This window comes from Pseudomonas sp. JC1203 (genome assembly GCF_056175065.1).
Window position 1 is genome coordinate 155,565 of the sequence record NZ_JBWCAM010000016.1, and the last position, 24,720, is coordinate 180,284.

Consider the following 24,720-nt stretch of genomic DNA (forward strand, 5'->3'; position numbering starts at 1 on the left):
GGCGCGCCTGCTCAACTGACGTAGCAGCTGTCTTGTGGGAGCTGGCTTGCCAGCGAGCTTTTAGGGCCTCAACAGCTCGCTGGCAAGCCAGCTCCCACACCAGGTTACTCATCCATGGGGTAGCGGCTGGCGTTCAGGCTTTCCTTGATCTTGCGCAGGTGCGGCTGGAAGTCTGCGCCGCGACGAAGGGTCATGCCGGTGGCCAGTACATCGAGTACGGTTAACTGAATGATCCGCGAGGTCATCGGCATATAGATGTCGGTATCCTCGGGCAAGGGAATGTTCAGGCTCATGCTGCAGGCCTTGGCCAACGGCGAGTCCTTGGCGGTAAGGCCCAGCACCGAGGCGCCGTTTTCCCGCGCCACGCGGGCCACCTCCACCAGCTCGCGGGTACGGCCGGTGTAGGAAATGATCACGAACAATTCACCGGTGTGCGCCACCGACGCCAGCATTCGCTGCATCAGCACATCGGCGTGCGCCGACACGGCCAGGTTGAAACGGAAAAACTTGTGCTGGGCGTCCAGCGCCACCGGCGCCGAGGCGCCCAGGCCGAAGAAATGGATCTGCCGGGCCTGGATCAACATGTCCACGGCGCGGCTGATCAACTGCGGATCCAGTTGCTGACAGGCGCTGTCCAATGATGCAATGGCACTGCCAAAAATCTTCTGCGTGTAGGCGGCCGGATCATCGTCGGCTTCCACCGCGCGGCTGACATAGGCGGCGCCGCTGGCAAGGCTCTGGGCCAATTGCAGTTTCAGCTCGGGGTAGCCGCTGACGCCGAATGAACGGCAGAACCGGTTGACCGTCGGTTCGCTGACCGAGGCGGCCTGGGCCAGTGCGGCAATGCTGAAGCGGGTGGCTTGCTGGGGGTTGAGCAGGATGACTTCGGCGACTTTGCGTTCAGCCTTGTTCAGCTCTTCGAGGCGGCCCTGGATCTGCTCCAGGAGATTGCGCACGCGGTCCATGTTATGTCCTTGGGTCGAGGATGCAGCCAGTACAGCTGTCTGGCGCGGCTGTATTCACGGGTGGCCTATCGTACTGAGGGCTTGGTGCGATCACCACTCGAATCTGATCTACCGGGAAAATGTTGTGTTTATTACTACATTTTCCCTTGAATGGTGCCTTGAAAAAAGGTATTTCTAGTCTAACTTGATAAAAGAACAAACATCATGCCTTCGACTTCCGTAGAACCGTGCACTTTTGCCTTGTTTGGCGCCTTGGGCGACCTGGCATTGCGCAAGCTGTTCCCGGCGCTCTACCAGCTTGATCGAGCCCAGTTGCTGCACGCTGACACACGCATCCTGGCGCTGGCCCGCGAGGCCGGCACGCCACAGCAGCACCTGGCCAATATCGAGGAACACCTGCGTCTTTTCGTTGCCAAGGCGCAGATCGAGGAAGAAACCCTGAGCCGCTTCCTGGCCCGGGTGACCTACGTGCATGTCGATTTCATGAACGAGGCTGACTACGTCAACCTCGCCGAACAGGTAGGCGCCAGCGAACAGCTGATCGCCTACTTCGCCACCCCCGCGGCCGTGTATGGCGCCATTTGCGAGAACCTGCACAAGGTAGGCCTGGCCGACCGTGCCCGCGCGGTGCTGGAAAAGCCCATTGGCCACGACCTGGCGTCGTCGCGCCGGGTGAACGATGCCGTGGCGCAGTTCTTCCCCGAGAACCGCATCTACCGCATCGACCACTACCTGGGCAAGGAAACGGTACAGAACCTGATTGCCCTGCGTTTCGCCAACAGCCTGTTCGAAACCCAGTGGAACCAGAACTACATTTCCCACGTGGAAATCACCGTGGCTGAAGAAGTCGGCATCGAAGGCCGTTGGGGCTATTTCGACCAGGCCGGCCAGTTGCGCGACATGATCCAGAACCACCTGCTGCAGCTGCTGTGCCTGATTGCCATGGACCCGCCCGCCGACCTGTCGGCCGACAGCATCCGTGACGAGAAGGTTAAAGTGCTGAAGGCGCTGGCGCCGATCAGCGCCGAAGGCCTCACCACCCAAGTGGTGCGTGGCCAGTACATCGCAGGCTACAGCCAGGGCAAGCCCGTGCCGGGCTACCTGGAAGAAGAAAACTCCAACACCCAGAGCGACACCGAAACGTTCGTCGCCCTGCGTGCCGATATTCGCAACTGGCGCTGGGCCGGCGTGCCGTTCTACCTGCGTACCGGCAAGCGCATGCCGCAGAAGCTGTCGCAGATCGTCATCCACTTCAAGGAACCGCAGCACTACATCTTCGCCCCCGAGCAGCGCCTGCAGATCAGCAACAAGCTGATCATCCGCCTGCAGCCGGACGAAGGTATTTCCTTGCGCGTGATGACCAAGGAGCAGGGCCTGGACAAAGGCATGCAACTGCGCAGCGGCCCGTTGCAACTGAACTTCTCCGACACCTACCGCAGCGCGCGCATCCCTGATGCCTACGAGCGGTTGTTGCTGGAGGTGATGCAGGGCAATCAGAACCTGTTTGTCCGTAAAGATGAAATCGAATATGCGTGGAAGTGGTGCGACCAGTTGATCGCCGGCTGGAAGAAGTCCGGTGATGCGCCCAAGCCGTACGCGGCGGGCTCCTGGGGGCCGATGAGCTCCATCGCACTGATTACCCGCGATGGGAGGTCCTGGTATGGCGATATCTGAACTCAAACTGCCAAGCGAAGTGGTCCCACGTGACTTCGCCAGCGCAGCGCTGCTGGCCGAAGGCCTGGCAGCCAATGTGGCCGAACAACTGCGCGGCGCCATCGAGCGCCAGGGTGTCGCGACCTTGGTGGTCTCGGGTGGCCGCAGCCCGGTGATGTTCTTCCAGTGCCTGGCGCGCCAGGCACTGGACTGGTCGAAAGTGGTCGTCAGCCTGGCTGACGAACGCTGGGTACCGGTGGAGCACGCCGACAGCAACGCCGGCCTGCTCAAGCGCTACCTGCTGGTAGGTGCGGTGGCCAAGGCGCGTTTCGTCAGCCTCTACAACCCGGCCCAGAACCTGGACCTGGCGGCAGAAGCCACCGACTCGCTGCTGGCCGAGCTGCCGCCGATCGACGTGCTGATTCTGGGCATGGGCGACGACGGCCACACCGCTTCGCTGTTCCCCAACAGCCCGAACCTGGCCCAGGCGCTGGAACCTGCCGGCGCCCGTCGCTGCCTGCCGATGCTGGCGCCGACCGTGCCGCACCAGCGCCTGACCATGACCCGCGCCCTGCTGGCCAGCGCCCGCTACACCGCGCTGTCGCTGCAAGGGGCAGGCAAATTGAACACGTTGCGCGACGCGCTGGCGGGCGACGACGTTGCCCAGATGCCGGTGCGCGCGTTCCTACACTCCCCACTGGATATCTACTGGTGCCCCTGAGCCAAGGATCAGCCGCTATGACGACACTCGAAAAACAACAACTGGTGCAAAACCGCATGGCGGACAAAGTCGCCCTGATCGACAAGCTGGCCGCCAAGGCGAAGATTCTTCCGGTGATTACCATCGCCCGTGAAGAAGACATTCTGCCGCTGGCGGACGCCTTGGCGGCCGGTGGCCTGACTGCACTGGAAGTGACCCTGCGTTCGGAATTGGGCCTCAAGGCCATTCAGATCCTGCGCCAGGAACGCCCCGAGTTGATCGTCGGCGCTGGCACCGTGCTGGACCGCCATATGCTGGCCGCTACCGAAGCTGCCGGTTCGCAGTTCACCGTGACCCCGGGCGTTACCCAGGACATGCTCGAAGCTGGCGTTGAAAGCCCGTTGCCGCTGCTGCCTGGCATCAGCAGCCCTTCGGAGCTGATGATGGGCTACGCCCTGGGCTACCGCCGCTTCAAGCTGTTCCCGGCGGAAGTCAGCGGCGGCGTGGCGGCTATCAAGGCCTTCGGCGGCCCGTTCCCGTCGGTGCGCTTCTGCCCCACCGGTGGCGTCGGCCCGGCCAACCTGAAGAACTACATGGCCCAGCCCAACGTAATGTGCGTGGGTGGTTCGTGGATGCTGGAAAGCGCCTGGATCAAGAACCGCGATTGGGCGCGCATCCAGGAGTGCACCGCCGAGGCGCTGGCCCTGTTCGACTGAATTTGTTGCTTGCTGTTGATTGTTTTACGGCTTTTGGGGGCGCTTGGTCGGCGCCCCTTTTTTTTGCCTGCGATTTTGTCTGGGGGCGGTCAGTGCCTTGGCGCAGGGCGGTTGTGTTTCTTGCGCAGTGGCTCCAACAGGTCGCTCAGGCCGTTGTGGTCGACCTCATGCATCAACGCCAGCAACCCGCCGAGCTCGCCGTTGGGAAAACCTTCACGGGCGAACCAGTTCAAGTATGGCCCGGGCAAGTCGGCGATGATCCGCCCCTTGTATTTGCCGTAGGGCATTTCGCGGGTAATCAATAATTCAAGTTTTTCCGGGTTCATGGGTAGCAAATACCGGGGTGCAAAACAACGGTGAACAGACTTGCATTCTGCATGAAGGCTAATTGATGTTTCATGCAGAACGCGGTGTAGTGAGATTTTAGATAATTTCTAATCTATTGATTTTAAACGATTTATTTTAATCGTGAAGCTGGCACGAAGTCTGCGATATACCTCTGTAACCTTTCAACCCAGAGGGAATCGAAAATGTCTAATCCAACCAAAGAAGTTATCTCGGTACTCAACGACCTGATTCAGACCAGCAAGGACGGCCAGGAAGGTTTCAAGACCTGCGCGGAAGATATCAAGAATCCTGAGCTGAAGGCATTGTTCGTCAAACGCTCCCTGGAATGCTCCGCTGCCGCAGGTGAGTTGCAACAGGAAGTGATCGCCTTGGGCGGTGACCCGGAAGACTCTACCAGTGTGGCCGGCGACCTGCACCGTCGTTGGGTGGACGTGAAGTCGCTGTTCACCGGCAAGGACGAGGAAGCGGTGCTGAATGAAGCCGAGCGCGGTGAAGACCATGCCATCAAGGCTTACAAGGAAGCGTTGGCCAAGCCGCTGCCGGCCAATGTGTACGCCATCATCGAACGCCAGTTCCATGGTGTGCAGCGTAACCATGACCAGGTCAAGGCACTGCGCAATATCGCGCGCGCCAGCTGATACCTGCCATGCCCAAAAACGCCGGCCCTGTGCCGGCGTTTTTTCGCGCCTGTAGCAGCAGCTCCCACAACAATGTTGTAGCAGCGGCCGCAAGGCCGCGTCCCCTCAGGCGACCACTTTCTCGCAGAAGCCCACCTGGTTGCGGCCATTGGCCTTGGCTTGGTACAGCGCCAGGTCTGCCGCAGCCAGCAGGTCTTCGAGCTTCATGCCCGCCCGCGTGCGCCGCGTGCCCACGCCAATGCTCACAGTCACCGGTCGTTCGTCATTGCCGAACGGCGCTTGGCCTTCGACTGCGTTGCGCAAGGTCTCGGCAATGATCAGCGCGCCGTTCAGGTCGGTCTCGGCCAGCACCACCATGAATTCCTCACCGCCGTAGCGCGCCACCAGGTCCGCGGGGCGGCGCACGCAACCATTGAGGACCTTGGCCACGCGCCGCAGCGCTTCATCGCCGCCGGGGTGGCCGTGGCGTTCGTTGAAGGCCTTGAAGTGGTCGACATCAATCATCAGCACCGACATGGGCTTGCCGTTGCGCAGCGAGCGCGCCCACTCGCTGCGCAACGTGCGGTCCAGGCTGCGACGGTTGGCAAGGCCGGTGAGGCTGTCGGTGGCGGCCAGGGTGGTCAGCTCGCGCTCGGCGCTGAGGCGGCGGCGCAGTTCGCGGCCCATCATCAGGCACAACCACGAAAGGGCGATGCACAGTGCCGCAGTGGCGGTGCCGACGAACATCACGGTGCGGCGCCAGGGCGCGTACACCTCTTCGGTGGACAGGGCGACGATCACCACCATGGGCAACTGGCCCACCTTGGCGAAGGTGTACAGGCGCTCCTTGTGGTCGAAGCTTGAAATGGACACGAAGCTGCCGCTGCCCTCGCGTACCACGCGCTTGAAGTTGGGGCGCTGGCTGAAGTCCTGGCCGGTCAGGTCCTGCCCAGGCACTTGCGGCTCGCGGGCGAGGAACAGCCCTTGCTCGCTGATCAGGTTGACGCTGCTGTCGCGGCCGATGGTCAGGCTGTTGAACAGCTCGGCGAAATAAGCCAGGCGCAAGGCACCCGACGCTACGCCCAGAAACTCGCCGTCGGGGCCGGAGATGCGCCTGGCGAAGCTGATGCACCAGCCCAGGTTGCCGATGCGGTCGTGGAACGGATCGCTGATCTGCAGGCCGGCATCGGGGTGGTCACGCAGGTACTGGAAGTTGGGGCGGTCGCTGAAGTTGGCCTTGCGCGGCGGGTAGGCGCGCGAGTCGGCAACGATATCGCCCTGGGGGCCCAGCCACAGGATGTTGCCGCGATAAGGCCCGGCCACTACCGCATCGAATAGCACGCGCTGGCGCAGGGTTTCCGGAATACGGCGAAAATCGGGATGCTGCGAAGCCTCTATAAGGCGCTTCAGCGACAGGTCATAGAGCTCGACGTTGCGCTGCACGTCGGTGTTGATCAGTTGCACGATGTTGTTGGCCGCCCGTGCGGCATCGCGCTCGGCGTTGGCGTGCTCGCGCGCCAGCAGGAACGTGACGATGGCAATGATTGCCACTATGGTCAGCCCGCAACCGATATTCAGATACCGTTGGGGGGCGCGGGACTGCGGCCGCAGGGGAGGATGGGAATGGCGCAAGGTGGCGAACTCTGATCATTATTGTCGCCACGGATACCGGCGTGGGGTGCGCGAGGCGGCGGTATTCTAGGGGTGTGTATCAGAGTGGACAACCCACCAAACCGAATGATGGCACTTTGCCAGATGAACGGTTTGACTGATCGATCAGTTTATTTTCGAGGTTTCTCAAGCCTTTCCGCAGGTTATGTGGAAAACAAAAAGCCGGCATCAAGTGCCGGCTTTTTTGCAAACAAACGTTTGATTAGAAGATGTTGATCGGGTAGTCGACGATTACACGGTATTCGTCGGCGTTGTGGTCGACAGTCTTGTAGCCGTCGCCGCCGCGGTTGGTGGCCCAGCGCAGGCGCACGCCCAGGTTTTTCGCCGGGCCTTCCTGCACCACGTACTTGAGATCGACGTCGCGTTCCCAGTGCTTGGCGTCCTTACCGTCGGCGTTGTAGTAGTTGTAGCCCGAATCCGCATTCTGTGTAGCTTTGGTCAGGTCCATGGTGCCGCGGGTGTAGGACACCGCCGATGTCAGGCCTGGCAGGCCCCAGCCGACGAAGTCATAGGCGTACTGCAGTTTCCAGGATTTCTCGCCCGGGGCGTTGAAGTCCGAGTATTGCTGCGAGTTGTCGAGGAAGATGCTGTCGCCGTCCTGGATGTAGTCGAACGGCGTGTTGCCGTTGACCTTCTGCATCGACGCGGTGACCGTCTGGTGGCCCACGGTGACGCCCAGGTGCAGGCTGAAGGTGTTGTTGTCGATCGGGCCCAGCAGCGCCTGGCCGCTGTCCTCGGTGTGGTAGTAGTGGAAGCCGGGGTTCAGGCTGACCAGGTCATTGAGCGCCCAGGTGTAGTCCAGGTCGTAGTAGTACTGGTTCCAGATGTCCTTGAGCTGCGAGGCGTAGAGGCTGGTGGTCACGCCCGGCAGGCCGGTGTAGGTGCCACCGGCCCAGTCCATGTGCTTGCTTTCCTTGCCGTCGGGCAGGGTGCCGTAGTAGGTGCCGATGCGGCCGTTGCCGCTCTGGTTGAACAGCTTGTCGAAGCTGACCTGGCCGGCATCGATGGTCAGGTGGTCAATGCTGGTGTTGGTCGCTTCCACGCCACGGAAGGTCATTGGCAGCAGGCGGGTGGAGCCGCCGGCGATTACCGGGTTGTTGAGGAACAGGTCACCGGCGCGGACGATGGTATTGAATGCACGCATTTTCACTGCGCCGCCGGCGGACGAGAAGGAGCCCGGAGCCTTGTCGTACAGGTTACCTTCCTTGTCGGTCGGCGAGGTGGGCAGGATGCTCGAACCGCTGGTGCCGCCACCACCGTCCAGTTTCAGGCCGAGCATGGCGTTGGCGTCGATACCAAAGCCCACGGTGCCCTCAGTGAAGCCCGACTGGAAGATGCCGATGAAACCCTGGCCCCATTCCTTGCTGTCATTCTGGCCGTTGTGCCGATCATGGTTGAAGTAGTAGTTCTTCAGGTCCAGGGTCAGGCTGGAGCCGGCGATGAAGCCGTCCTGGTTGTTGGCCGCTGGGGCGTCGTCTGCGAACGCGGCACCGGACATCGTTGCAGCCACTGCAACGAACAAAGGGCTGAAGCGGAAAGTGGATTTCACAGTTTCTAAACTCCTTGGTAAATGTTTTTTAACTTTGGCAGTTATTATTTTCATCGGCGCAGTTTTTTATTGTGGGTAAAATCATGAGTATCTGTGTGTTTTTATCAGACGAAAAAAAAGCCGCTGATAGCAGCGGCTTTAAGATCAATCGCTTGGATAACTATCATCTAAGCAACGTCGAGGGAAATGGGGTTCAATTCCAATTTCAGCTGTCCTTGGCGTCGCTCTGAGGCTTTGCAGCCTGCGCCTGCTGAATATTTTGATGTTGCTGGGCCTTGAGCGCCAAAGCCTCCTGGTGCTGTTCGAAGTTGGCCTGAATGGCCTCGTTCCGCGCCGCGAAAGCCGGCGATTCTTCCGCCATGGCCAGCGGGGACAACATCAAGGAAGACAGAATAATAGCGCCGGCAATACCCAATGATTTGGACATTTTGGAAAACCTTCTTGCGTCTGCAAGTTCGTTGGTGTGCAACAAATATATAAAGCGACGCGCCACGGAACAAGTGAAAATAAAGATAAGAGCCTTTACAAAACTTGTAACAGTGGCGCGCAATCAGGCGGGAAGGCTTATGCCAAAGGTGTTGGCGCCCTGTTCACTGCGCACGAAAACGCTGCCGCCGTGCATCAGGGCGATGGCCTTGACGATGGCCAGGCCCAGGCCATGGTTGGCGCCGCTGTTGCTGCGCGAGGCGTCCACGCGGTAGAAGCGTTCGAACAGTTTGGGCAGGTGTTCGGCGGCGATGCACGGGCCGGGGTTGCTGACCTCGATGTGCACCTGGTCGCCGTGGGGGGTGATGCGCACGTCAATCTGCTGGCCGGCAGCGGTGTGCTGCACGGCATTGTTCAGCAGGTTGATCAGCGCCCGGCGCAGGTGCGCGCGCTCGATGTGCACCTGGGCGTCGCCGCTGACATGCACGCTGATGTGTGCGTCCTCAAGGATGAATTCCAGGTAGTCGACGGTGGTAGCCACTTCTTCGGCCAGCGAGCTGGCGGTCAGTTGCGTGGCCTTGCTGCCCTGGTCGGCGCTGGCCAGGAACAGCATGTCGTTGATGATGCTGCGCAGGCGCTCCAGTTCTTCGAGGTTGGACTGCAGCACCTCGAAGTAATGTTCGGCCGAGCGGCCGCGGGTCAGCGCCACCTGGGTCTGGCCGATGAGGTTGGTAAGCGGCGAGCGCAGTTCATGGGCGACGTCGGCGTTGAACGCCTCCAGGCGCCCGTACGCCTGGTCCACCCGTTCCAGCGAGGAATTGAAGGCGCTGACGAACTCGTTCAGCTCGGGCGGCAGCGGCGACAGTTGCAGGCGCCCCGACAGGCGCGGCGGCGCCAGCTTCTGCGCCTCGCGGGACAGGCTGACCAGCGGCCGCAGCCCCACCCGCGCCACCCAGTAGCCCAGCCCGGAAGCCAGTAGCACGCCCAGGGCGGCGAAGCTGATCAGGGCAATCAGCAGGGTGTGCTGGGTTTGCGAAAAGGTGTCGGTCTCGATGCCGGCCAGGAAGCGCAGCGGTGGGCGCTGGTCTACCGCGGGCAGGGCGTTCACCAGCACCTTCAATGGGTAGGTGTGCTCGGGCAGCACCAGGTCGCGCTTGCCCGGCTTGCCCAAGGCGAAGTCGCGTATTGGCTGGCCGGGGTGGCCGTATTCAAACGCCGGGTTGCCGCTGACCACCCAGAAATGCAGGCGCCGGTCTTCCTCTTCCAGCAGGTGCAGCTTGGCGACGATCTTGGCCCAGCGCTCGGGCGAGCCGTCGCGGGTCAGCACCGATTCCAGCACGCTGTAGCGGGCGTCCAGTTCGGCCTCGGGCAACAGGCCCAGGCTTTTGTCGACCTGGCGGTACAGTGCCCAGCCAATCAACAGGAAGATCAACACCGCCACCAGGGTGAACAGCGCGCTCAGGCGTACGGCGATGGAGTTAGTACTCACGCCGGCTCTCCAGCACATAGCCCATGCCGCGGATGGTGTGCAGCAGTTTTTCCTCGAACGGCCCGTCGAGCTTGGCGCGCAGGCGCTTGATCGCCACTTCGACGACATTGGCGTCGCTGTCGAAGTTGATGTCCCACACCAGTTCGGCAATGGCGGTTTTCGACAGGATTTCGCCCTGGCGCCGGGCCAGTACGCTGAGCAGCGAGAATTCCTTGGCGGTCAAGTCCAGGCGCTGGCCGGCGCGGCTGGCCTTGCGGCTGATCAGGTCGATCCACAGGTCGGCGACGCTGATCTGCACGGGTTCGTGGCCGCCACTGCGGCGGGTCAGGGCCTGCAGGCGCGCCACCAGCTCCAGGAACGAGAAGGGCTTGCCCAGGTAATCGTCGGCACCTTCGCGCAGGCCGCGAATGCGGTCCTCCACGCGTTCACGGGCGGTGAGCATGATCACCGGGGTCTGCTTGCGCGCGCGCAGGGCGCGCAGCACGCCATAACCGTCGAGCCCGGGCAGCATCACGTCAAGGACGATCACCGCGTAGTCGCTTTCCAGTGCCAGGTGCAGCCCCTCGATGCCATCGGGGGCTACATCGACGGTGAACCCTTGTTCGGTGAGACCGCGGTACAGGTAGTCCGCCGTCTTTTCTTCGTCTTCGATAATCAGGATACGCATGGTCCGCTCTCAATGGCCGGCTGGCAGCGCCGTGGCAGGTGCTGCCTGGCGCCGATGGAACAGCCGCTCCAGCTGCAAGTATATGACCGGCGTGGTGAACAGTGTCAGCGCCTGGCTCACCAGCAGGCCGCCGACCACGGCCATGCCCAGCGGCTGGCGCAGTTCGGCGCCGGCGCCAAAGCCGAACATCAGCGGCAGGGCGCCGAGCAGCGCCGCAAGCGTGGTCATGATGATGGGCCGGAAGCGCGTGAGGCAGGCCTTGAAAATGGCGTCCTGTGGCGACAGCCCTTCCTGGCGCTGGGCCTCCAGGGCGAAGTCGACCATGAGGATGCCATTCTTCTTGACGATACCGATCAGCAGCACCAGGCCGATCAGCGCCATGATGGAAAAGTCCTGCCCGCACAGCCATAGCATGATCAGCGCGCCCAGGCCGGCCGAGGGCAGGGTGGAAATGATGGTCAGCGGGTGCACGAAGCTCTCGTACAGCACGCCCAGAATGATGTAAACCGCCACCAGCGCCGCAAGAATCAGCCACGGCTGGCTGGCCAGCGAGCTCTGGAACGCCTGGGCGGCGCCCTGGAAGTTGCCGGTGATGGAGGCCGGCATGCCGATCTCGCTCTGGGCGCGGTTGAGAATTTGCACGGCGTCACCCAGGGCCACGCCCGGCGCCAGGTTGAACGACAGGTTGGCGGCCGGGAACATGCCGTCGTGGGCAATGGACAGCGGGCCGATGCTGGGCGGGTCGACCCGGGCCAGCGCCGACAACGGCACCATTTCATTGGTCAGCGGCGAGCGCAGGTAGAAGAAGTTCAGGCTTTCGGCCTTGCCACGTTGGGCGGCGTCCAGTTCCAGCACCACCTTGTACTGGTTGGTCTCGGTCTGGAATTCGTTGATCTGCCGTTGGCCGAAGGCATCGTACAGGGCCTGGTCGACGTCGGCGGCGCTGAGGCCGAAGCGCGCGGCGGCGCTGCGGTCGATGCTGATGTGGGTGATGCTGCCGCCCAGTTGCAGGTCGTTGGACAGGTCGCGGAACGCGGGCAGCGAGCGCAGTTTTTCCGTGAGGCGCTGGGCCCACAGGTTCAGCGTGGGGCCGTCGTTGCTCTTGAGTACGTACTGGTACTGGGCACGGCTGGGGCCGGAACTGAGGTTGATGTCCTGGCCGGCACGCAGGTACAGCACGATGCCCGGCACCTTGGCCAGTTGCGGGCGCAGGCGGTCGATGAACTCGCTGGCCGACACGTCGCGGTCGCCTCGGTCCTTGAGGGCAATCCAGAAGCGGCCGTTGGCGATGGTCTGGTTGCTGCCGGTCACCCCCACCGAGTGGGAATAGGCCTGCACGGCCGGGTCGGCGCCGACGATCTTCGCCAACTCCAGGTGTTTCTTGATCATGTCCGGGTAGGAAACGTCCGCGGCTGCCTCGGTGGTACCGAGCATGAAGCCAGTGTCCTGGATAGGGAAGAAGCCCTTGGGAATGAAAATGTAGCCGCAGATGGCCAGGCCTACGGACAAGCTGAAGATGCCCAGCATCAGCCGCTGGTGGGCCAGGGCCTTGCGCAGGTAATGCTCATAGCCGGCCAGCAGCCGCTCGCCGAAGCCGGGCTTGGCGTCTGGGTGGTGCACCGGCGCGCGCATGAACATGGCTGCCAGGGTAGGCGCCAGGGTCAGCGATACCACCACCGAGATCAGGATGGTGGAGGTGGCCGTCAGGGCGAATTCCTTGAACAGCCGGCCCACCACGCCGCCCATGAACAGCAACGGAATAAAGGCTGCCACCAGCGAGAAACTGATGGAGACCACGGTGAAGCCGATCTCCCCCGCGCCCTTTACCGCCGCGTCGCGCATGCCTTCGCCGGCCTCCAGGTGGCGGTGGATGTTCTCCACCACGACGATGGCGTCGTCCACCACAAAGCCGACGGCCACCACGATGGCCACCAGGGTGAGGTTGTTGAGGCTGAAGCCCAGCGCGTACATCAGCGCGAAGCTGGCCACCAGCGACACCCCCAGCACGCTGGAAACAATCAGCGTGGCCGACCATTGGCGCAGGAACAGCGCCATCACCGCCACCACCAACAGCACGGCGATCAGCAGGGTGGTTTCCACTTCATGCAACGAAGCGCGGATGGTGCGGGTGCGGTCGATCAGCGTGGTGACTTTCACCGAGGCCGGCATCATTGCCTGCAACCCGGGCATGGCGGCCTGCACCCGTTCCACGGTGTCGACGATGTTGGCGCCGGGCTGGCGGGTGATCACCAGGTTCAGGCCTGGCTGGTCGCCGGACCAGGCTTGCACGTAGGCGTTTTCAGACCCGTTGATGACTTTCGCTACGTCGGTCAGGTGCACAGGGGCGCCATCCTTGTAGGAAATAATCACCTGGGAATAGTCGGCCGGCTCGAACAGTTGGTCGTTGGCGGCAAAGGTCGACACGCTGGAATCGCTGTACAGCGCGCCCTTGGCCAGGTTCAGGCTGGTGTTCTGCAGGGCTACGCGCACGTCGGCCAGGGTCAGGCCAATGGCGGCCAATTTGTCGGCCGAGGCCTGTACGCGGATGGCTGGACGTTGCTGGCCGGTGATGTTCACCAGGCCCACGCCTTCGATCTGGCTGATTTGCCGGGCCAGCAACGATTCGGCGTAGTCGCTCAATTCGGTGCCGGGCATCTGTGCCGAGCTGATGCTGTAGATAAGCACCGGGCTGTCGGCCGGGTTGACCTTCTTCCAGGTGGGCAGGGTGGGCATATCCTTGGGCAGCAGGCCGGCAGCAGTGTTGATGGCTGCCTGCACTTCCTGGGCAGCGGTGTCGATGCTCTTGTCCAGAGTGAACTGCAGAATCAGGTTGCTGGTGCCCAGGGCGCTGGTGGAGGTCATTTGGGTCATGCCCGGAATGGCGCTGAACTGCACCTCCAACGGCGTGGCCACCGATGAGGCCATGGTTTGCGGGCTGGCGCCGGGCAGCGCAGCGCTGACCTGGATGGTGGGGAATTCAGCCTCGGGCAGGGGCGCCACGGCCAGCCGCGGGAAGGCGATGCAGCCCAGCAGCACCAGGGCGAAAGTCAGCAGCAGGGTGGCCACCGGGTGGTCGATGCACCAGCCTGAAACGCCGCCGCGCACGCTCATGGCTGCGGCTCCACGCGGGTGTCGGCAACCGCCGGTTGCCGCTGCTTGACCACTTCGACAGTGCTGCCCGGCTTGAGCCGCGACTGGCCGTCACTGACCAGGGTGTCGCCGGCGGCCACGCCCTGGACAACCGTGAGTGCGCTGTCCTGGTACACGACTTTCACCGGAACCGACTCGACGCTGTCGCCTTTCACCCTGTAGACGTAGTGGTTGTCGACCCCGCGCTGCACCACCTGCGGCGGCACCACCAGGGCGTTGCGCAGCAGTTCGCTTTGCAGGCTGACGTTCACCAACTGGCCAGGCCACAGGGTCTGGCCCTGGTTGTCGAACTGCGCCTTGGCGCGGATGGTACCGGTGGTGGCCGACACCTGGTTGTCGATCAGGCTCAGATGGCCGGTGCCCAGCAGGGTGCCGTTGTCGCTGTCGCCATCGACGAAGGCTTTTACCTGCGCCGGCTGGTTGCCGTGCACCAGCGCCTGCAGGGTGGGCAGGCTTTGCTGCGGCAGGGCGAATTCCACGGCGATGGGGTCGATCTGGGTCACGGTGAACAGGCCCTGAGTGTCGGTCACGCGCAGGAAGTTGCCTTCGTCCACGGTCCGAATACCCACGCGGCCGGTGACAGGCGAGCGAATCTGCGTGTAGGACAGCTGCACCTGGGCGGCGGCGATGCTGGCCTGGTTACCTTCTATGGTGGCTTTCAGCTGGTCCACCAGCGCCTGCTGCTGGTCCAGGGTCTGGCGCGAGACGCCGTTGTCGGTGCTCAGGTCCTTGTAGCGCTTGAGGTTGACCCCGGCCACCTGCAGCTGCGCCTGGCTCTGGCCCAGTTGCGCGCGCGCCTGGTCGAGGCTGGCGCGAATGGCGCGGTCGTCGATGCTGGCCAACAGGTCACCCTGTTTCACCCACTGGCCTTCCTTTACCGCCAGTTTGGCGAGGATGCCGTCGATCTGCGGGCGTACGGTCACGCTTTGCAGCGATTGCACGGTGCCGATGCCAGTGAGGTACTTGGCCACATCCTGCTGCTGCACCTGCACCACGCGCACCGGTATGGCGGCTGCCGACGCCACCTTGTGCGCCGGCTTTTTCCAGTACCACAGGGCTGCACCCAACAGGGCAATGATGATCAGGCTCAACAACAGCTTTCTTGTCAGGGGTGTGCGCATGCGGGTGAGACGCCAGGGTCGTGAGCAGGGAAAGGGGTAGTGCTTCTCTTTATATAGCGGCAATCGGGTCGCGAGCATGACGCTTCGCTGTCAGTTTTGTCAGGAAGGCGGGTGCGGGTTTTCAGGCATTGCTCGTAATCTCGGCTTTTTCCTACAGGTAAAAGGGAAACGCCCAATAGCGGTAACTTTTTGATACCGAGACACTTGGTTACGTCTTCGCTGCCGGCAGAGGTTGCCCTTGAATCACCGAAACGCGGGTAAATGGTTGAAGCCCGTCGCGCTCCTGCTGCTGATGCCTTTGCTGCTGGTGGTGCTGCACCATGTGCCCGTCGCGCCGGGCAGCAAGGCCTGGCTGGCGACCCTGGGGGGGCTTGCCGTTTGCGTGGTAGCCCTGGTGCAGAACAACCCGTGGTTCAAGGCGTCGATGTTCGCCAGCCTGCTGGTCAACGTGTTGTGCCTGGCGCTGCTGGGCAAGCGCGATGGGCTGCAGCCGTGGTTGGACCTGGTTTACCGGTTCGTGTGGTTGTGAAGCTCAGGGCTTGCGCACGCTGATGATGGAGTCCCATTCGCTGACCTGGGCACGTTGCTGTTTTTTATCGAACAGGCACAGCTCACGGCCCATGCGGTTCTTCATGTGCGCCTGGGGATAGTGGCCCTGCAACAGCAGCGCGCTGTAGCCGACGCTGTCGTCGAATTCCGCTGGCCGCCCCACGGGCTGGCTGTCCTTGAGCTGGCTGGCGGCAACGCAGGTGTCGATCACTTGCTGGTCGTGGGCGGCCCAGGCGTCGTCGCTGGAAGCCTGGGCCGTGGCGCACAGGGCCAGCAGGGTGAATGCGGACAGGGTAGTGGTGTTCATCGGTGGCCTCACTGGCGAAAGCGCGAATTATGCCCCAGGGCCAAGCCCGGCTGGCGGCCGGCATTGTTACCGGATGGTGCTACTGACTATAGCGACGAACCTCGTGCATGCCCGCGCGCGCATATAAACGCAGGGCATCGGCGTTGTTGGCCAGCAGGGTGAGGTCGACGAAACCTTCGTCACGACGGCGGTAGGCATTGAACAGCTCGTTGAGCAACGCCAGGCCCAGGCCTTGCCGGCGCGCGGCGGGTTGCACGGCCAGGTGGCGGATGAAACTGCTGGTCCAGCCCATGGCGAACCCCGCCAGCCCGTGGGGGCCATAGGCCAGGCGGCACAGGCGCGGGTCGAACTCAGGGTCGCTGGCCAGTTGTTCGAGCCAGGCCTGGGGGGTGCTGGCAGGTTCCAGTTGTTGCACGCTGGCCAGCAGGGCGTGCACCGCCCCCGCTGCCGCAGGCTCCCAGGGCCGCAGTTGCAGGCCAGGCGGCCAGTGCACGGTGGCCTCGGCGATGCCCAGGGCCTTGCGCATCAGGATGCACTCGGCCACGGCGGCTCAGTGCGGCAGGCCGGCCACCGCGCGGGCGGCGCGGATCAGGCATTGGGTCAGCTCGGGCGACGAGAATTTGGTCAGCACGGCGTTGGCGCCGGCTGCCTGGGCCTTGTCGCTGTTCATCTTGCTGTCCAGCGAGGTGTGCAGCAGCACATAGAGGTCCTTGAAGTCGGGGGTTTCGCGCAGGGTACGGGTCAAAGCGTAGCCGTCCATTTCCGACATTTCGATGTCCGACACCAACACGTTGATCTGCTCGGCGGTGCCTTGCAGCTCCAGCAGCCGGTCGATGGCTTCGCGGGCGCTGCGCGCGGTGTGGCAGTCGATGCCCAGGTTGCGCAAGGTCAGCAGCGATTGCTGCAGGGCCACCTGGCTGTCATCCACCACCAGGATGTTGGCCTGGGCCAGCAGTTGCGCGTCGTCTTCGCTGAGTTGCTCGTGGCTGGCCTCGATGGGCGCCGGGGCGATGCCGTGGATGACCTTCTCGATGTCGAGCACCTGCACCAGCGCGCCGTCCACCTGGGTGACGCCGGTGATGAACGACTTGACCCCGGCGCCATAGGGCGGCGGGCGAATGTCGGTGGTCAGGCAGTGGATGATCTTGCTCACGCCCTGCACGTGCAGGCCCTGCTTGGAGCGGCTGATGTCAGTGACAATCAGGCAGCCGCCACTAGGGTCCAGCAACGGCATTTCGCCGATGGCGCGGCTCAGGTCGATGACCGACAACGAGGTGCCGCGCAAGGTGGCCACGCCTTTCACGTGCGGGTGCGACTCGGGCAGGCGGGTCAGCGGTGGGCAAGGAATGATTTCACTGACTTTCAACAGGTTGATCGCCATCAACTTGCCGCTGCGCAAAGTAAACAGCAGGAGCGAGAGTGAATCTGCGCGGGCATTCTTGGACGACATGGTGACCTTCTCTGTCAGACCGGTTTCAATTCGATGCCAGGTTTATCGACCTTTGCGGGGCAGGCTTTAGGCCGGTGGGCGGTTGTTTGTCATGTTGGGCGTGTGGGGTGGGCATGACGCGGCCTGGCGGCCGCTGCTACGGGGCGCGCGAGGGTTATTTCAAGCCCAGGCGGCGGGCCAGGCGGGACAGGTTGGCGCGGTCCAGGCCCAGTTCGCGGGCGGCGGCCGCCCAGTTCTGCTGGTGGCGCGCCAGGCAGGCCTGGATCTGCTGGCGCTGGAACAGGTCGGTGGCCTGGCGCAGGTCGATATCAGGCGCCAAGGCAGGCACAGGGGCGGTCGGCTCGGTGGCCGACACTGCGCGCAGGTCGAGGTCCACGGCTGTCAGCGTGAGAATGTCCGGGCGCTTGCCCTGTTGGCCCAGGGCCTTCAACGCGGCCCGGCCGATCAAGTGCTCCAGTTCGCGCACGTTGCCAGGCCAGGCGTAGGTCAGCAGGGCGGCCTGGGCGTCGGCGCTCAGGCGCAGGCTGGCCAGGCCGAGGCGCGAGCGGTTTTGTTCAAGGAAATAACCACTGAGCAGCAGAATGTCGTGGCCACGTTCGCGCAGTGCCGGCACCTGCAACGGGTAGACGCTGAGGCGGTGGTAGAAGTCGGCGCGGTAGCGGCCCTCGCGCACTTCTTCGGCGAGGTCACGGTTGGTGGCGGCGATCAGGCGTACGTCCACCTGGTGGTCGCGGTCCGAGCCCAGGCGCTGCAGCTGGCCGCTTTGCAGCACCCGAAGCAGTTTGGCCTGCACGCTCAGGGACAGTTCGCCCACCTCGTCGAGGAACAGCGTGCCGCCGTTGGCGAGCTCGAACTTGCCGCGGCGCTCGCTGGTGGCGCCGGTAAAAGCGCCGCGCACATGACCGAACAGTTCGCTTTCCACCAGGGTGTCGGGCAGCGCCGCGCAGTTGAGGCTGATCAACGGCTGCCTGGCGCGCGGCGATGCCTGGTGAATGGCCTGGGCCACCAACTCCTTGCCCACCCCGGTCTCGCCGGTGATCAGCACCGTCAGGTCGCTGCCGCCCACCAGGCGTATTTCGTCGGTAAGCCGCAGCAGCGCCGGGCTCTGGCCGATCATTTCCTGGGGGTGCTGGCCGCTGGCCTGCCGGTACACCTCGGCGCGCTGGTGTTCATCTTCGGCGCGAATGGCCAGTTGCTCCATGCGTTCGGCCACGGTGACCGTGGCTGCAGCCATGCTGGCGAACGCCTCGAGGGCGTCCAGGTCGAGGCTGTCGAAGCGCTGCGGGTCCAGTGCGTCGAGGGTCAGCAGGCCCCAGGGGCGCTCGTCGACGAACAGCGGGCAGCCCAGGCAATCGTGTACGTGCAGGTCTTCGTGCAGGCCGTCCACCAGCCCGTCGTACGGGTCGGGCAGGCTGGTATCGCTGTCGAAGCGGGTGGGCCCGGGGTTGCCCAGCAGGATTTCGAAGCGCGGGTGTTCGCTGACCTTGAAGCGCCGGCCCAGGGTGTCGGTGCTCAAACCGTCCACGGCCAAGGGCACCAGCCATTCGCCGTCAAGGCGCAGCAGGGCGGTGGCGTCGCACGGCAGCAGGGTGCGCAGGCTCTGCAGCAGGCGGCGGTAGCGCTCACGTTCAGGCAGGTCGCGGGACAGGTCGGAGACCAGGGGCAGCAAGGCGGTGAGCAGCGGTTTTGCAGTCATAATGACCTCAGGTAGTCATTATGACTTTAAATCAGTTTGGTCATTTTGACTTGTCTATATCTTAAGTGATTGATAAATAACTAAAAAATAGTTGGCACGAAGCGTGAAATACCTTGGGCAACCTCTTCAACTTACGGTTCAAGGAGTCACCCCATGCTCAGTGCCCAGGATCGCGCTATCGTCAAATCCACCGTCCCGCTGCTGGAAAGCGGGGGCGAAGCGCTCATCACTCATTTCTACCGCACCTTGCTGGAAGAAAACCCCAGTGTGCGCCCGCTGTTCAACCAGGCCAACCAGGCCAGTGGCGACCAGCCCCGCGCCCTGGCCAACGGCGTGCTGATGTATGCGCGCCATATCGACCAGCTTGACCAACTGGGCGGTCTGCTGGCGCGCATCATCAACAAGCACGTGGCGTTGCAGATCCAGGCCGAGCATTACCCTATCGTCGGCGCCTGCCTGCTGCGCGCCATCGAGGAAGTGCTGGGCAGCGACATCGCCACCCCGCCAGTGCTCGCGGCCTGGGGCAATGCCTACCAGCAATTGGCCGACATCCTGATTGCTGCCGAGGCCGAGGTATACCAGCAGAAGGCCGATGCCCCGGGCGGCTGGCGTGGTGGCCGCGACTTCAAGCTGGCGGCGCGGGTGCAGGAGAGCAGCGAAATTGTGTCTTTCTACTTCGAGCCCGTGGACGGCCAGGCCATTCTCGATTTCAGCGCCGGCCAGTACATCGGCATCAAGCTGCTGATCGATGGCGAGGAGCACCGCCGCAACTACTCCCTGTCGGCCCTGGCGAAGCTGGGCCAGTACCGCATCAGCGTCAAGCGCGAGGAGGGCGGCAAGGTCTCCAACTTCCTGCATGAACACCTGCAGGTGGGCGACCAGGTGCAGTTGTTCCCGCCAGCCGGCGAGTTCGTGCTGCACGCCGGCAGCAAGCCGCTGGTGTTGATCAGTGGGGGCGTGGGCATCACTCCGACCCTGGCGATGCTGGAGGCAGCGTTGCCCAGCCAGCGGCCTATCTACTTCATCCATTGCGCGCGCAACGCCGCGGTGCATGGTTTCCGCGACTGGGTGGACAACCTGGCGGCGCGCCACCCGCAACTCAAGCGCTTCTATTGCTACGCCGAGGCGGGTGGAGCTGCAGATGCCGTGGGGCTGCTGGACCAGGCGCTGTTGAACCGCTGGTTACCCGCCGAGCGTGACCTCGACGCCTACTTCCTGGGGCCCAAGGGGTTCCTGAAGGCGGTGAAGGGTAACCTCAAGGCGCTGGGTGTGCCGGAAGGGCAGGCGCACTACGAGTTCTTCGGGCCGGCTGCCGAGATCTGAACCTCGTTGCAGCGGCGCAAGGCCGCTTCAGGGCCCGTTTGGTGCCTGGGACGCGGCCTTTGGCCGCTGCTACGCGAGGAGGGGGTGCGTTGGGGGAGGGGGTTAACGCAGGGTTAATTTCGCTGCGGTTTACTCTGTGGTCCCGCGCCAGTTTCGGAACCTTCCTGTTTTTTCAAGGTCTTGGTGAGCGTGTAGACTGGCGGGCGAAACGGCACGACAGCCTACCCATACCTATGAAGGGACAAGCAATGAGTGATGTGAAATCGCAGCTGAACCGCGAGAAGCGTTTCCTAGTCTTGCTGGGCATCATCTGCCTGGCGCTGATCGGCGGTGCGCTGTACATGCAGGTGGTGCTGCAAGAGGCGCCATGCCCGCTGTGCATCCTGCAACGCTACGCGCTGCTGTTCATTGCCTTGTTCGCCTTCATCGGTGCCGCCATGCCCGGCAAGCGCAGCCTCACGGTATTCGAGGGGCTGGTAGTGCTCAGCGCCATCGGCGGCATGGTAGCGGCCGGCAATCACGTCTACGTGCTGGCCAACCCTTCCTCAAGCTGCGGCGTCGATGTGCTGCAGCCCTTCGTCGACGGCCTGCCCCTGGCCGACGCCCTGCCCATGGTGTTCCAGGTCAGCGGCTTCTGCACCACGCCTTATCCACCCGTGTTGGGGCTGTCGCTGGCACAGTGGGCTCTGGTAGCCTTCGCGCTGACGTTCGTCCTGGTGCCGCTGGGCATCTACCGCAACCGCAAAAAAGGCTGAATCCGGGTTCGCCGAGGTCAAGTTACAAATCATTAATCGTGCCGATCTGGCCGGCGAATCGAGGCGTGACGGATAAGCACAGACCTTTTGTAAGGGCTTTATCCCTAGCAAATGCGGGCTTTCGAGGGTGCGGCAGGGGGTGCGACATCGTGTCGCAATCCCTTGAAAGTGAGGTTCATTGTTACACTAGCAGAAACTTATTGTTGCTAAATAAGCCATAGTCAATGAAACCTGAGGTATCTACAATCCCCGCAAAATCCGCTGGGCCAGGCTTTGCGAGACGCTGGAAAGGACGCAGAAATTGCTTCCCACAGGTGCTCCAAGCCACGTCAGGCGCGGGGTTGAGAGCCCACCTTGTGTTTCCGCACCCAAATGGATTTGGTCTGCAGACAGGCTATTGCCGACTAACCGACACTTAGCCTGCAAAGGCACAATAAGAAATTACCGTACCACACAGGTCTGCCAAACAGCAGCAGCTGATCTCTAGGCATGCCCGTATCCAACTCGATAAATGCTGACGCTTGGCAGGACGAAGTGTTGGCGATCAAAACACAATTGCACTGATGCAAGCTGCTTAGAGGTCGTGAGATGAGCAAAAAGCGTTACCCCAGACTGTTTGGCATATTGCCCTTTTTCGGCATGCTTTTTCTCGGTGGATGCAAGTGGACCCTGCTTGACCCGAAAGGGCCGATCGGTCTCGACGAGAGAAACCTGATCATTATCGCTACCCTGCTGATGCTGCTGGTAGTGATCCCCGTGATCGTCATGACCGTCGTGTTCGCGTGGAAATACCGCGCTACCAACACCTCGGCCAAGTACACGCCGGACTGGAGCCACTCCAACAAGATCGAAGCGGTCATCTGGGGTGTTCCCCTGTGCCTGCTGATCGTGCTTGGCGTGATCACCTACAAGTCCACCCACGCTCTCGACCCGTATCGCCCGATCGAGTCCGACGTCAAGCCAATCACCATCCAGGTGGTGTCGCTGGACTGGAAGTGGCTGTTCATCTACCCGGACCAGGGTATCGCCACTGTGAACAAGGTCGTGTTCCCGGCCAACACTCCGGTCAACTTCCGCATTACATCTGATTCGGTGATGAACTCCTTCTTCATCCCGGGCCTGGGCGGCCAGATCTACTCGATGGCCGGCATGACTACCCAGCTGCACCTGCTGGCCAGTCAGCCACACGAATTCGATGGTATCTCCGCCAACTACAGCGGCGAAGGTTTCACCGGCATGAAGTTCAAGGCACTCGCCACCACCCAGGCGGATTTCGATGCATGGGTCAGCGAAGTCAAGAATTCACCTAAACAGCTTGATTCGGCTGAGTACGCTGCCCTGGCCAAACCAAGCGAGAAAAATCCTGTCGCGCTCTACTCCGCATACGCGCCAAACCTGTTCCAGACCATCATCAACAAGTATGAAGGCATGAACCCAGGTCACGTCGCGCATGAAGGCAAAGAAGTCGCCGGCATGGAAGGTATGGAAGGTATGGAAGGTATGGACATGGGTTCGCATTCAGCTGCTGGGGCAGAGGAGTAAACGATGTTTGGTAAATTAACTTTGGAAGCGATCCCCTTCCATGTGCCGATAGTCATGGTGACGCTTGCCGTCATCGCGCTAGGCGGCATTGCGTTGGTCGGGGCGATCACTTACTTCAAGAAATGGTCCTACCTGTGGACCGAATGGCTGACTTCGGTTGACCACAAGAAAATCGGCGTGATGTACGTCGTCGTTGCCATGGTCATGCTGATTCGTGGTTTTGCCGACGCCATCATGATGCGTTCGCAGTTGGCGCTGGCCGCCAACGGCGGCGAAGGCTACCTGCCGCCTGAACACTATGACCAGATCTTCACCGCCCACGGTGTGATCATGATCATCTTCATGGCGATGCCTTTCTTCACCGGCCTGATGAACCTGGCTCTGCCCCTGCAGATCGGTGCCCGTGACGTTGCGTTCCCGTTCCTGAACTCCCTGAGCTTCTGGCTGCTGGTATCCGGTGTGGTACTGATCAACCTGTCGCTGGGCGTCGGTGAATTCGCACGTACCGGTTGGGTTGCCTATCCACCGCTGTCGGAACTGGGCTACAGCCCGGGCGTGGGTGTGGACTACTACATCTGGGCACTGCAGCTGTCGGGTATCGGTACGACCCTGACCGGTGTGAACTTCCTGGTGACCGTGCTGAAAATGCGCACCCCTGGCATGAAACTGATGGACATGCCTATCTTCACCTGGACCTGCACCTGGGCTAACGTCCTGATCGTGGCTTCGTTCCCGATCCTGGCCGCTACCATGGCACTGCTGACCCTCGACCGTTACCTGGACTTCCACATCTTCACGAACGAGTTGGGTGGTAACCCGATGATGTACGTGAACCTGTTCTGGGCATGGGGTCACCCCGAGGTGTACATCCTGATCCTGCCGGCCTTCGGCGTGTTCTCGGAAGTTATCTCCACGTTCTCCGGCAAGCGTCTGTTCGGCCACGTGTCGATGATTCTGGCATCGGGCTGCATCGCGGTACTGGGCTTCATGGTTTGGCTGCACCACTTCTTCACCATGGGTTCGGGCGCCAGCGTCAACTCCTTCTTCGGGTTGGCAACGATGCTTATTGCAATCCCGACGGGTGTGAAGCTGTTCAACTGGCTGTTCACCATCTACCAGGGCCGCCTGCGCTTCACCGCGCCGGTAATGTGGACCCTGGGCTTCATGATCACCTTCTCGATCGGCGGCATGACCGGCGTACTGCTGGCCATTCCTGGTGCTGACTTCGTTCTGCACAACAGCCTGTTCGTCGTGGCTCACTTCCACAACGTGATCATCGGTGGTGCTGTATTCGGTTACATCGCAGGCTTCGGCTTCTGGTTCCCGAAAGCGTTCGGTTTCACCCTGGACGAGAAGTGGGGCAAGCGCTCCTTCTGGTTCTGGATCTCGGGCTTCTACGTTGCATTCATGCCGCTGTACGCCCTGGGCTTCATGGGCATGACCCGTCGCCTGAACCACACCGACAACCCTGACTGGACCCCGTACCTGTACGTGGCCATGGGCGGTGCGGTACTGATCCTGTTCGGTATCCTGTGCCAGCTGATCCAGATCTTCGTTTCGATCCGCGACCGCGAGAAAAACCGCGACGTGACCGGCGACCCATGGAACGGCCACACCCTGGAATGGCAGACTTCGTCGCCACCTCCGTTCTACAACTTCGCTACCCTGCCGGTTGTAAACGACATCGACGCATTCACCGCTGCCAAGCGCAATGGTACCGCCTACTCGGTTCCGGCCAAGTACTCGGATATCCACATGCCTAACAACACCGCCAGCGGCCTGGTTATCAGCGCCTTCCTGACTGTGTTCGGTTTCGCCATGATCTGGCACATCTTCTGGCTGGCCGCCGTTGGCCTGGCCGGTGCAGTGATCTACTTCATCATCCACGCCGCGCGTGATGATCAAGGCTACATGGTCCCTGCAGCAGAAGTGGCTCGCATCGAAGGCGAACGTCAACAAACCTTGGCGAAAGCAAACGTGGCCGGTGTCTCCAAGACCCCAGTCAACGCGCTTGAACAGGCTTAAA

General features: G+C 62.2%; 22 protein-coding genes. 9 read left to right on the forward strand and 13 right to left on the reverse strand.

The genetic code is table 11. The features are described 5' to 3' along the window. Window positions 1-104 precede the first annotated feature (104 nt). Window positions 105-956, reverse strand: a complete 852-nt coding sequence (locus AC0SZ7_RS22845) for a MurR/RpiR family transcriptional regulator (RefSeq protein ID WP_475506528.1) — start codon at window positions 954-956, stop codon at window positions 105-107. 213 nt (window positions 957-1,169) lie between these two features. Here AC0SZ7_RS22845 and zwf point away from each other — a divergent pair, with 213 nt between their 5' ends. From zwf to AC0SZ7_RS22860, 3 genes are read left to right on the forward strand one after another with little or no spacing between them, the layout of a single operon-like run. Further along, the gene (gene zwf / locus AC0SZ7_RS22850; protein WP_475506488.1) at window positions 1,170-2,639 is read left to right on the forward strand and encodes a glucose-6-phosphate dehydrogenase; all 1,470 of its coding nucleotides are present in this window, start codon (window positions 1,170-1,172) and stop codon (window positions 2,637-2,639) included. Continuing rightward, the gene (gene pgl / locus AC0SZ7_RS22855; RefSeq protein WP_475506489.1) at window positions 2,626-3,339 is read left to right on the forward strand and encodes a 6-phosphogluconolactonase; all 714 of its coding nucleotides are present in this window, start codon (window positions 2,626-2,628) and stop codon (window positions 3,337-3,339) included. The genes zwf and pgl overlap by 14 nt, the downstream gene beginning before the upstream one ends. A 17-nt stretch (window positions 3,340-3,356) precedes the next feature. Then, window positions 3,357-4,034: a bifunctional 4-hydroxy-2-oxoglutarate aldolase/2-dehydro-3-deoxy-phosphogluconate aldolase gene (locus tag AC0SZ7_RS22860; RefSeq protein WP_416422676.1), complete on the forward strand. Its 678-nt coding sequence runs from the start codon at window positions 3,357-3,359 to the stop codon at window positions 4,032-4,034. Between the two features lie 89 nt (window positions 4,035-4,123). Here AC0SZ7_RS22860 and AC0SZ7_RS22865 read toward each other — a convergent pair whose 3' ends face one another. Then, the gene (locus tag AC0SZ7_RS22865; RefSeq protein WP_475506490.1) at window positions 4,124-4,360 is read right to left on the reverse strand and encodes a DUF3820 family protein; all 237 of its coding nucleotides are present in this window, start codon (window positions 4,358-4,360) and stop codon (window positions 4,124-4,126) included. 204 nt (window positions 4,361-4,564) lie between these two features. Here AC0SZ7_RS22865 and AC0SZ7_RS22870 point away from each other — a divergent pair, with 204 nt between their 5' ends. Next, window positions 4,565-5,020 (forward strand): PA2169 family four-helix-bundle protein, encoded by a 456-nt coding sequence (locus tag AC0SZ7_RS22870; protein WP_455922273.1) that lies wholly within the window; start codon window positions 4,565-4,567, stop codon window positions 5,018-5,020. 105 nt (window positions 5,021-5,125) lie between these two features. On the opposite strand, the gene AC0SZ7_RS22875 is transcribed toward AC0SZ7_RS22870, so the two are convergent. The 7 genes from AC0SZ7_RS22875 to AC0SZ7_RS22905 all read right to left on the reverse strand — a co-directional run bounded on the left by AC0SZ7_RS22875 (window position 5,126) and on the right by AC0SZ7_RS22905 (window position 15,072). Continuing rightward, complete coding sequence (locus tag AC0SZ7_RS22875; RefSeq protein ID WP_475506491.1) at window positions 5,126-6,631, reverse strand: sensor domain-containing diguanylate cyclase; 1,506 nt, start codon at window positions 6,629-6,631, stop codon at window positions 5,126-5,128. 241 nt (window positions 6,632-6,872) lie between these two features. Next, window positions 6,873-8,219 (reverse strand): OprD family porin, encoded by a 1,347-nt coding sequence (locus AC0SZ7_RS22880; protein WP_475506492.1) that lies wholly within the window; start codon window positions 8,217-8,219, stop codon window positions 6,873-6,875. A 205-nt stretch (window positions 8,220-8,424) separates the two neighbouring features. After that, window positions 8,425-8,646 (reverse strand): hypothetical protein, encoded by a 222-nt coding sequence (locus AC0SZ7_RS22885; protein ID WP_475506493.1) that lies wholly within the window; start codon window positions 8,644-8,646, stop codon window positions 8,425-8,427. 123 nt (window positions 8,647-8,769) lie between these two features. After that, window positions 8,770-10,134, reverse strand: coding sequence for a heavy metal sensor histidine kinase (locus AC0SZ7_RS22890; protein WP_475506494.1), 1,365 nt, complete (start codon window positions 10,132-10,134; stop codon window positions 8,770-8,772). Next, entirely contained in the window at window positions 10,124-10,801 is a 678-nt protein-coding gene (locus AC0SZ7_RS22895; protein WP_475506495.1) for a heavy metal response regulator transcription factor, read from the reverse strand. Before AC0SZ7_RS22895 ends, AC0SZ7_RS22890 begins: the two co-directional genes overlap by 11 nt. A 9-nt stretch (window positions 10,802-10,810) precedes the next feature. Further along, window positions 10,811-13,912 carry a multidrug efflux RND transporter permease subunit gene (locus tag AC0SZ7_RS22900; protein ID WP_475506496.1) on the reverse strand — a complete coding sequence of 1,034 codons (3,102 nt, stop codon included), beginning with the start codon at window positions 13,910-13,912 and terminating at the stop codon, window positions 10,811-10,813. Next, the gene (locus AC0SZ7_RS22905; protein WP_475506497.1) at window positions 13,909-15,072 is read right to left on the reverse strand and encodes an efflux RND transporter periplasmic adaptor subunit; all 1,164 of its coding nucleotides are present in this window, start codon (window positions 15,070-15,072) and stop codon (window positions 13,909-13,911) included. The genes AC0SZ7_RS22900 and AC0SZ7_RS22905 overlap by 4 nt, the downstream gene beginning before the upstream one ends. A gap of 238 nt (window positions 15,073-15,310) precedes the next feature. On the opposite strand from AC0SZ7_RS22905, the gene AC0SZ7_RS22910 reads away from it, so the two are divergent. Then, on the forward strand, window positions 15,311-15,601 hold the full coding sequence (locus AC0SZ7_RS22910) for a hypothetical protein (RefSeq protein WP_475506498.1): 291 nt from the start codon (window positions 15,311-15,313) through the stop codon (window positions 15,599-15,601). A gap of 3 nt (window positions 15,602-15,604) precedes the next feature. Here AC0SZ7_RS22910 and AC0SZ7_RS22915 read toward each other — a convergent pair whose 3' ends face one another. The 4 genes from AC0SZ7_RS22915 to norR form a co-directional block, all read right to left on the reverse strand. Further along, complete coding sequence (locus tag AC0SZ7_RS22915; protein WP_475506499.1) at window positions 15,605-15,928, reverse strand: hypothetical protein; 324 nt, start codon at window positions 15,926-15,928, stop codon at window positions 15,605-15,607. Between the two features lie 79 nt (window positions 15,929-16,007). Continuing rightward, complete coding sequence (locus AC0SZ7_RS22920; protein WP_475506500.1) at window positions 16,008-16,472, reverse strand: GNAT family N-acetyltransferase; 465 nt, start codon at window positions 16,470-16,472, stop codon at window positions 16,008-16,010. Window positions 16,473-16,478: 6 nt separating this feature from the next. Next, window positions 16,479-17,378, reverse strand: coding sequence for a chemotaxis protein (locus AC0SZ7_RS22925; protein WP_475506501.1), 900 nt, complete (start codon window positions 17,376-17,378; stop codon window positions 16,479-16,481). Between the two features lie 154 nt (window positions 17,379-17,532). Then, entirely contained in the window at window positions 17,533-19,074 is a 1,542-nt protein-coding gene (norR, locus tag AC0SZ7_RS22930; RefSeq protein WP_475506502.1) for a nitric oxide reductase transcriptional regulator NorR, read from the reverse strand. 153 nt (window positions 19,075-19,227) lie between these two features. Here norR and hmpA point away from each other — a divergent pair, with 153 nt between their 5' ends. The 4 genes from hmpA (at window position 19,228) to cyoB (ending at window position 24,719) form a co-directional block, all read left to right on the forward strand. Beyond that, the gene (hmpA, locus tag AC0SZ7_RS22935) at window positions 19,228-20,397 is read left to right on the forward strand and encodes an NO-inducible flavohemoprotein (RefSeq protein WP_475506503.1); all 1,170 of its coding nucleotides are present in this window, start codon (window positions 19,228-19,230) and stop codon (window positions 20,395-20,397) included. Window positions 20,398-20,645: 248 nt separating this feature from the next. Then, window positions 20,646-21,152 carry a disulfide bond formation protein B gene (locus AC0SZ7_RS22940; protein WP_475506504.1) on the forward strand — a complete coding sequence of 169 codons (507 nt, stop codon included), beginning with the start codon at window positions 20,646-20,648 and terminating at the stop codon, window positions 21,150-21,152. 588 nt (window positions 21,153-21,740) lie between these two features. Next, a complete protein-coding gene (gene cyoA / locus AC0SZ7_RS22945; RefSeq protein WP_475506505.1) occupies window positions 21,741-22,694 on the forward strand; it encodes a ubiquinol oxidase subunit II in 954 nt (317 codons plus the stop codon). 3 nt (window positions 22,695-22,697) lie between these two features. Further along, window positions 22,698-24,719, forward strand: coding sequence for a cytochrome o ubiquinol oxidase subunit I (gene cyoB / locus AC0SZ7_RS22950; RefSeq protein WP_475506506.1), 2,022 nt, complete (start codon window positions 22,698-22,700; stop codon window positions 24,717-24,719). Window position 24,720 lies beyond the last annotated feature (1 nt).

Coding starts and splice junctions, on each gene's coding strand:
- zwf (WP_475506488.1), top strand. CDS start 1,170: ATGCCTTCGACTTCCGTAGAACCGTGCACTTTTGCCTTGTTTGGCGCC.
- pgl (WP_475506489.1), top strand. CDS start 2,626: ATGGCGATATCTGAACTCAAACTGCCAAGCGAAGTGGTCCCACGTGAC.
- AC0SZ7_RS22860 (WP_416422676.1), top strand. CDS start 3,357: ATGACGACACTCGAAAAACAACAACTGGTGCAAAACCGCATGGCGGAC.
- AC0SZ7_RS22865 (WP_475506490.1), bottom strand. CDS start 4,360: ATGAACCCGGAAAAACTTGAATTATTGATTACCCGCGAAATGCCCTAC.
- AC0SZ7_RS22870 (WP_455922273.1), top strand. CDS start 4,565: ATGTCTAATCCAACCAAAGAAGTTATCTCGGTACTCAACGACCTGATT.
- AC0SZ7_RS22885 (WP_475506493.1), bottom strand. CDS start 8,646: ATGTCCAAATCATTGGGTATTGCCGGCGCTATTATTCTGTCTTCCTTG.
- AC0SZ7_RS22895 (WP_475506495.1), bottom strand. CDS start 10,801: ATGCGTATCCTGATTATCGAAGACGAAGAAAAGACGGCGGACTACCTG.
- AC0SZ7_RS22900 (WP_475506496.1), bottom strand. CDS start 13,912: ATGAGCGTGCGCGGCGGCGTTTCAGGCTGGTGCATCGACCACCCGGTG.
- AC0SZ7_RS22905 (WP_475506497.1), bottom strand. CDS start 15,072: ATGCGCACACCCCTGACAAGAAAGCTGTTGTTGAGCCTGATCATCATT.
- AC0SZ7_RS22915 (WP_475506499.1), bottom strand. CDS start 15,928: ATGAACACCACTACCCTGTCCGCATTCACCCTGCTGGCCCTGTGCGCC.
- AC0SZ7_RS22925 (WP_475506501.1), bottom strand. CDS start 17,378: ATGTCGTCCAAGAATGCCCGCGCAGATTCACTCTCGCTCCTGCTGTTT.
- norR (WP_475506502.1), bottom strand. CDS start 19,074: ATGACTGCAAAACCGCTGCTCACCGCCTTGCTGCCCCTGGTCTCCGAC.
- hmpA (WP_475506503.1), top strand. CDS start 19,228: ATGCTCAGTGCCCAGGATCGCGCTATCGTCAAATCCACCGTCCCGCTG.
- AC0SZ7_RS22940 (WP_475506504.1), top strand. CDS start 20,646: ATGAGTGATGTGAAATCGCAGCTGAACCGCGAGAAGCGTTTCCTAGTC.
- cyoA (WP_475506505.1), top strand. CDS start 21,741: ATGAGCAAAAAGCGTTACCCCAGACTGTTTGGCATATTGCCCTTTTTC.
- cyoB (WP_475506506.1), top strand. CDS start 22,698: ATGTTTGGTAAATTAACTTTGGAAGCGATCCCCTTCCATGTGCCGATA.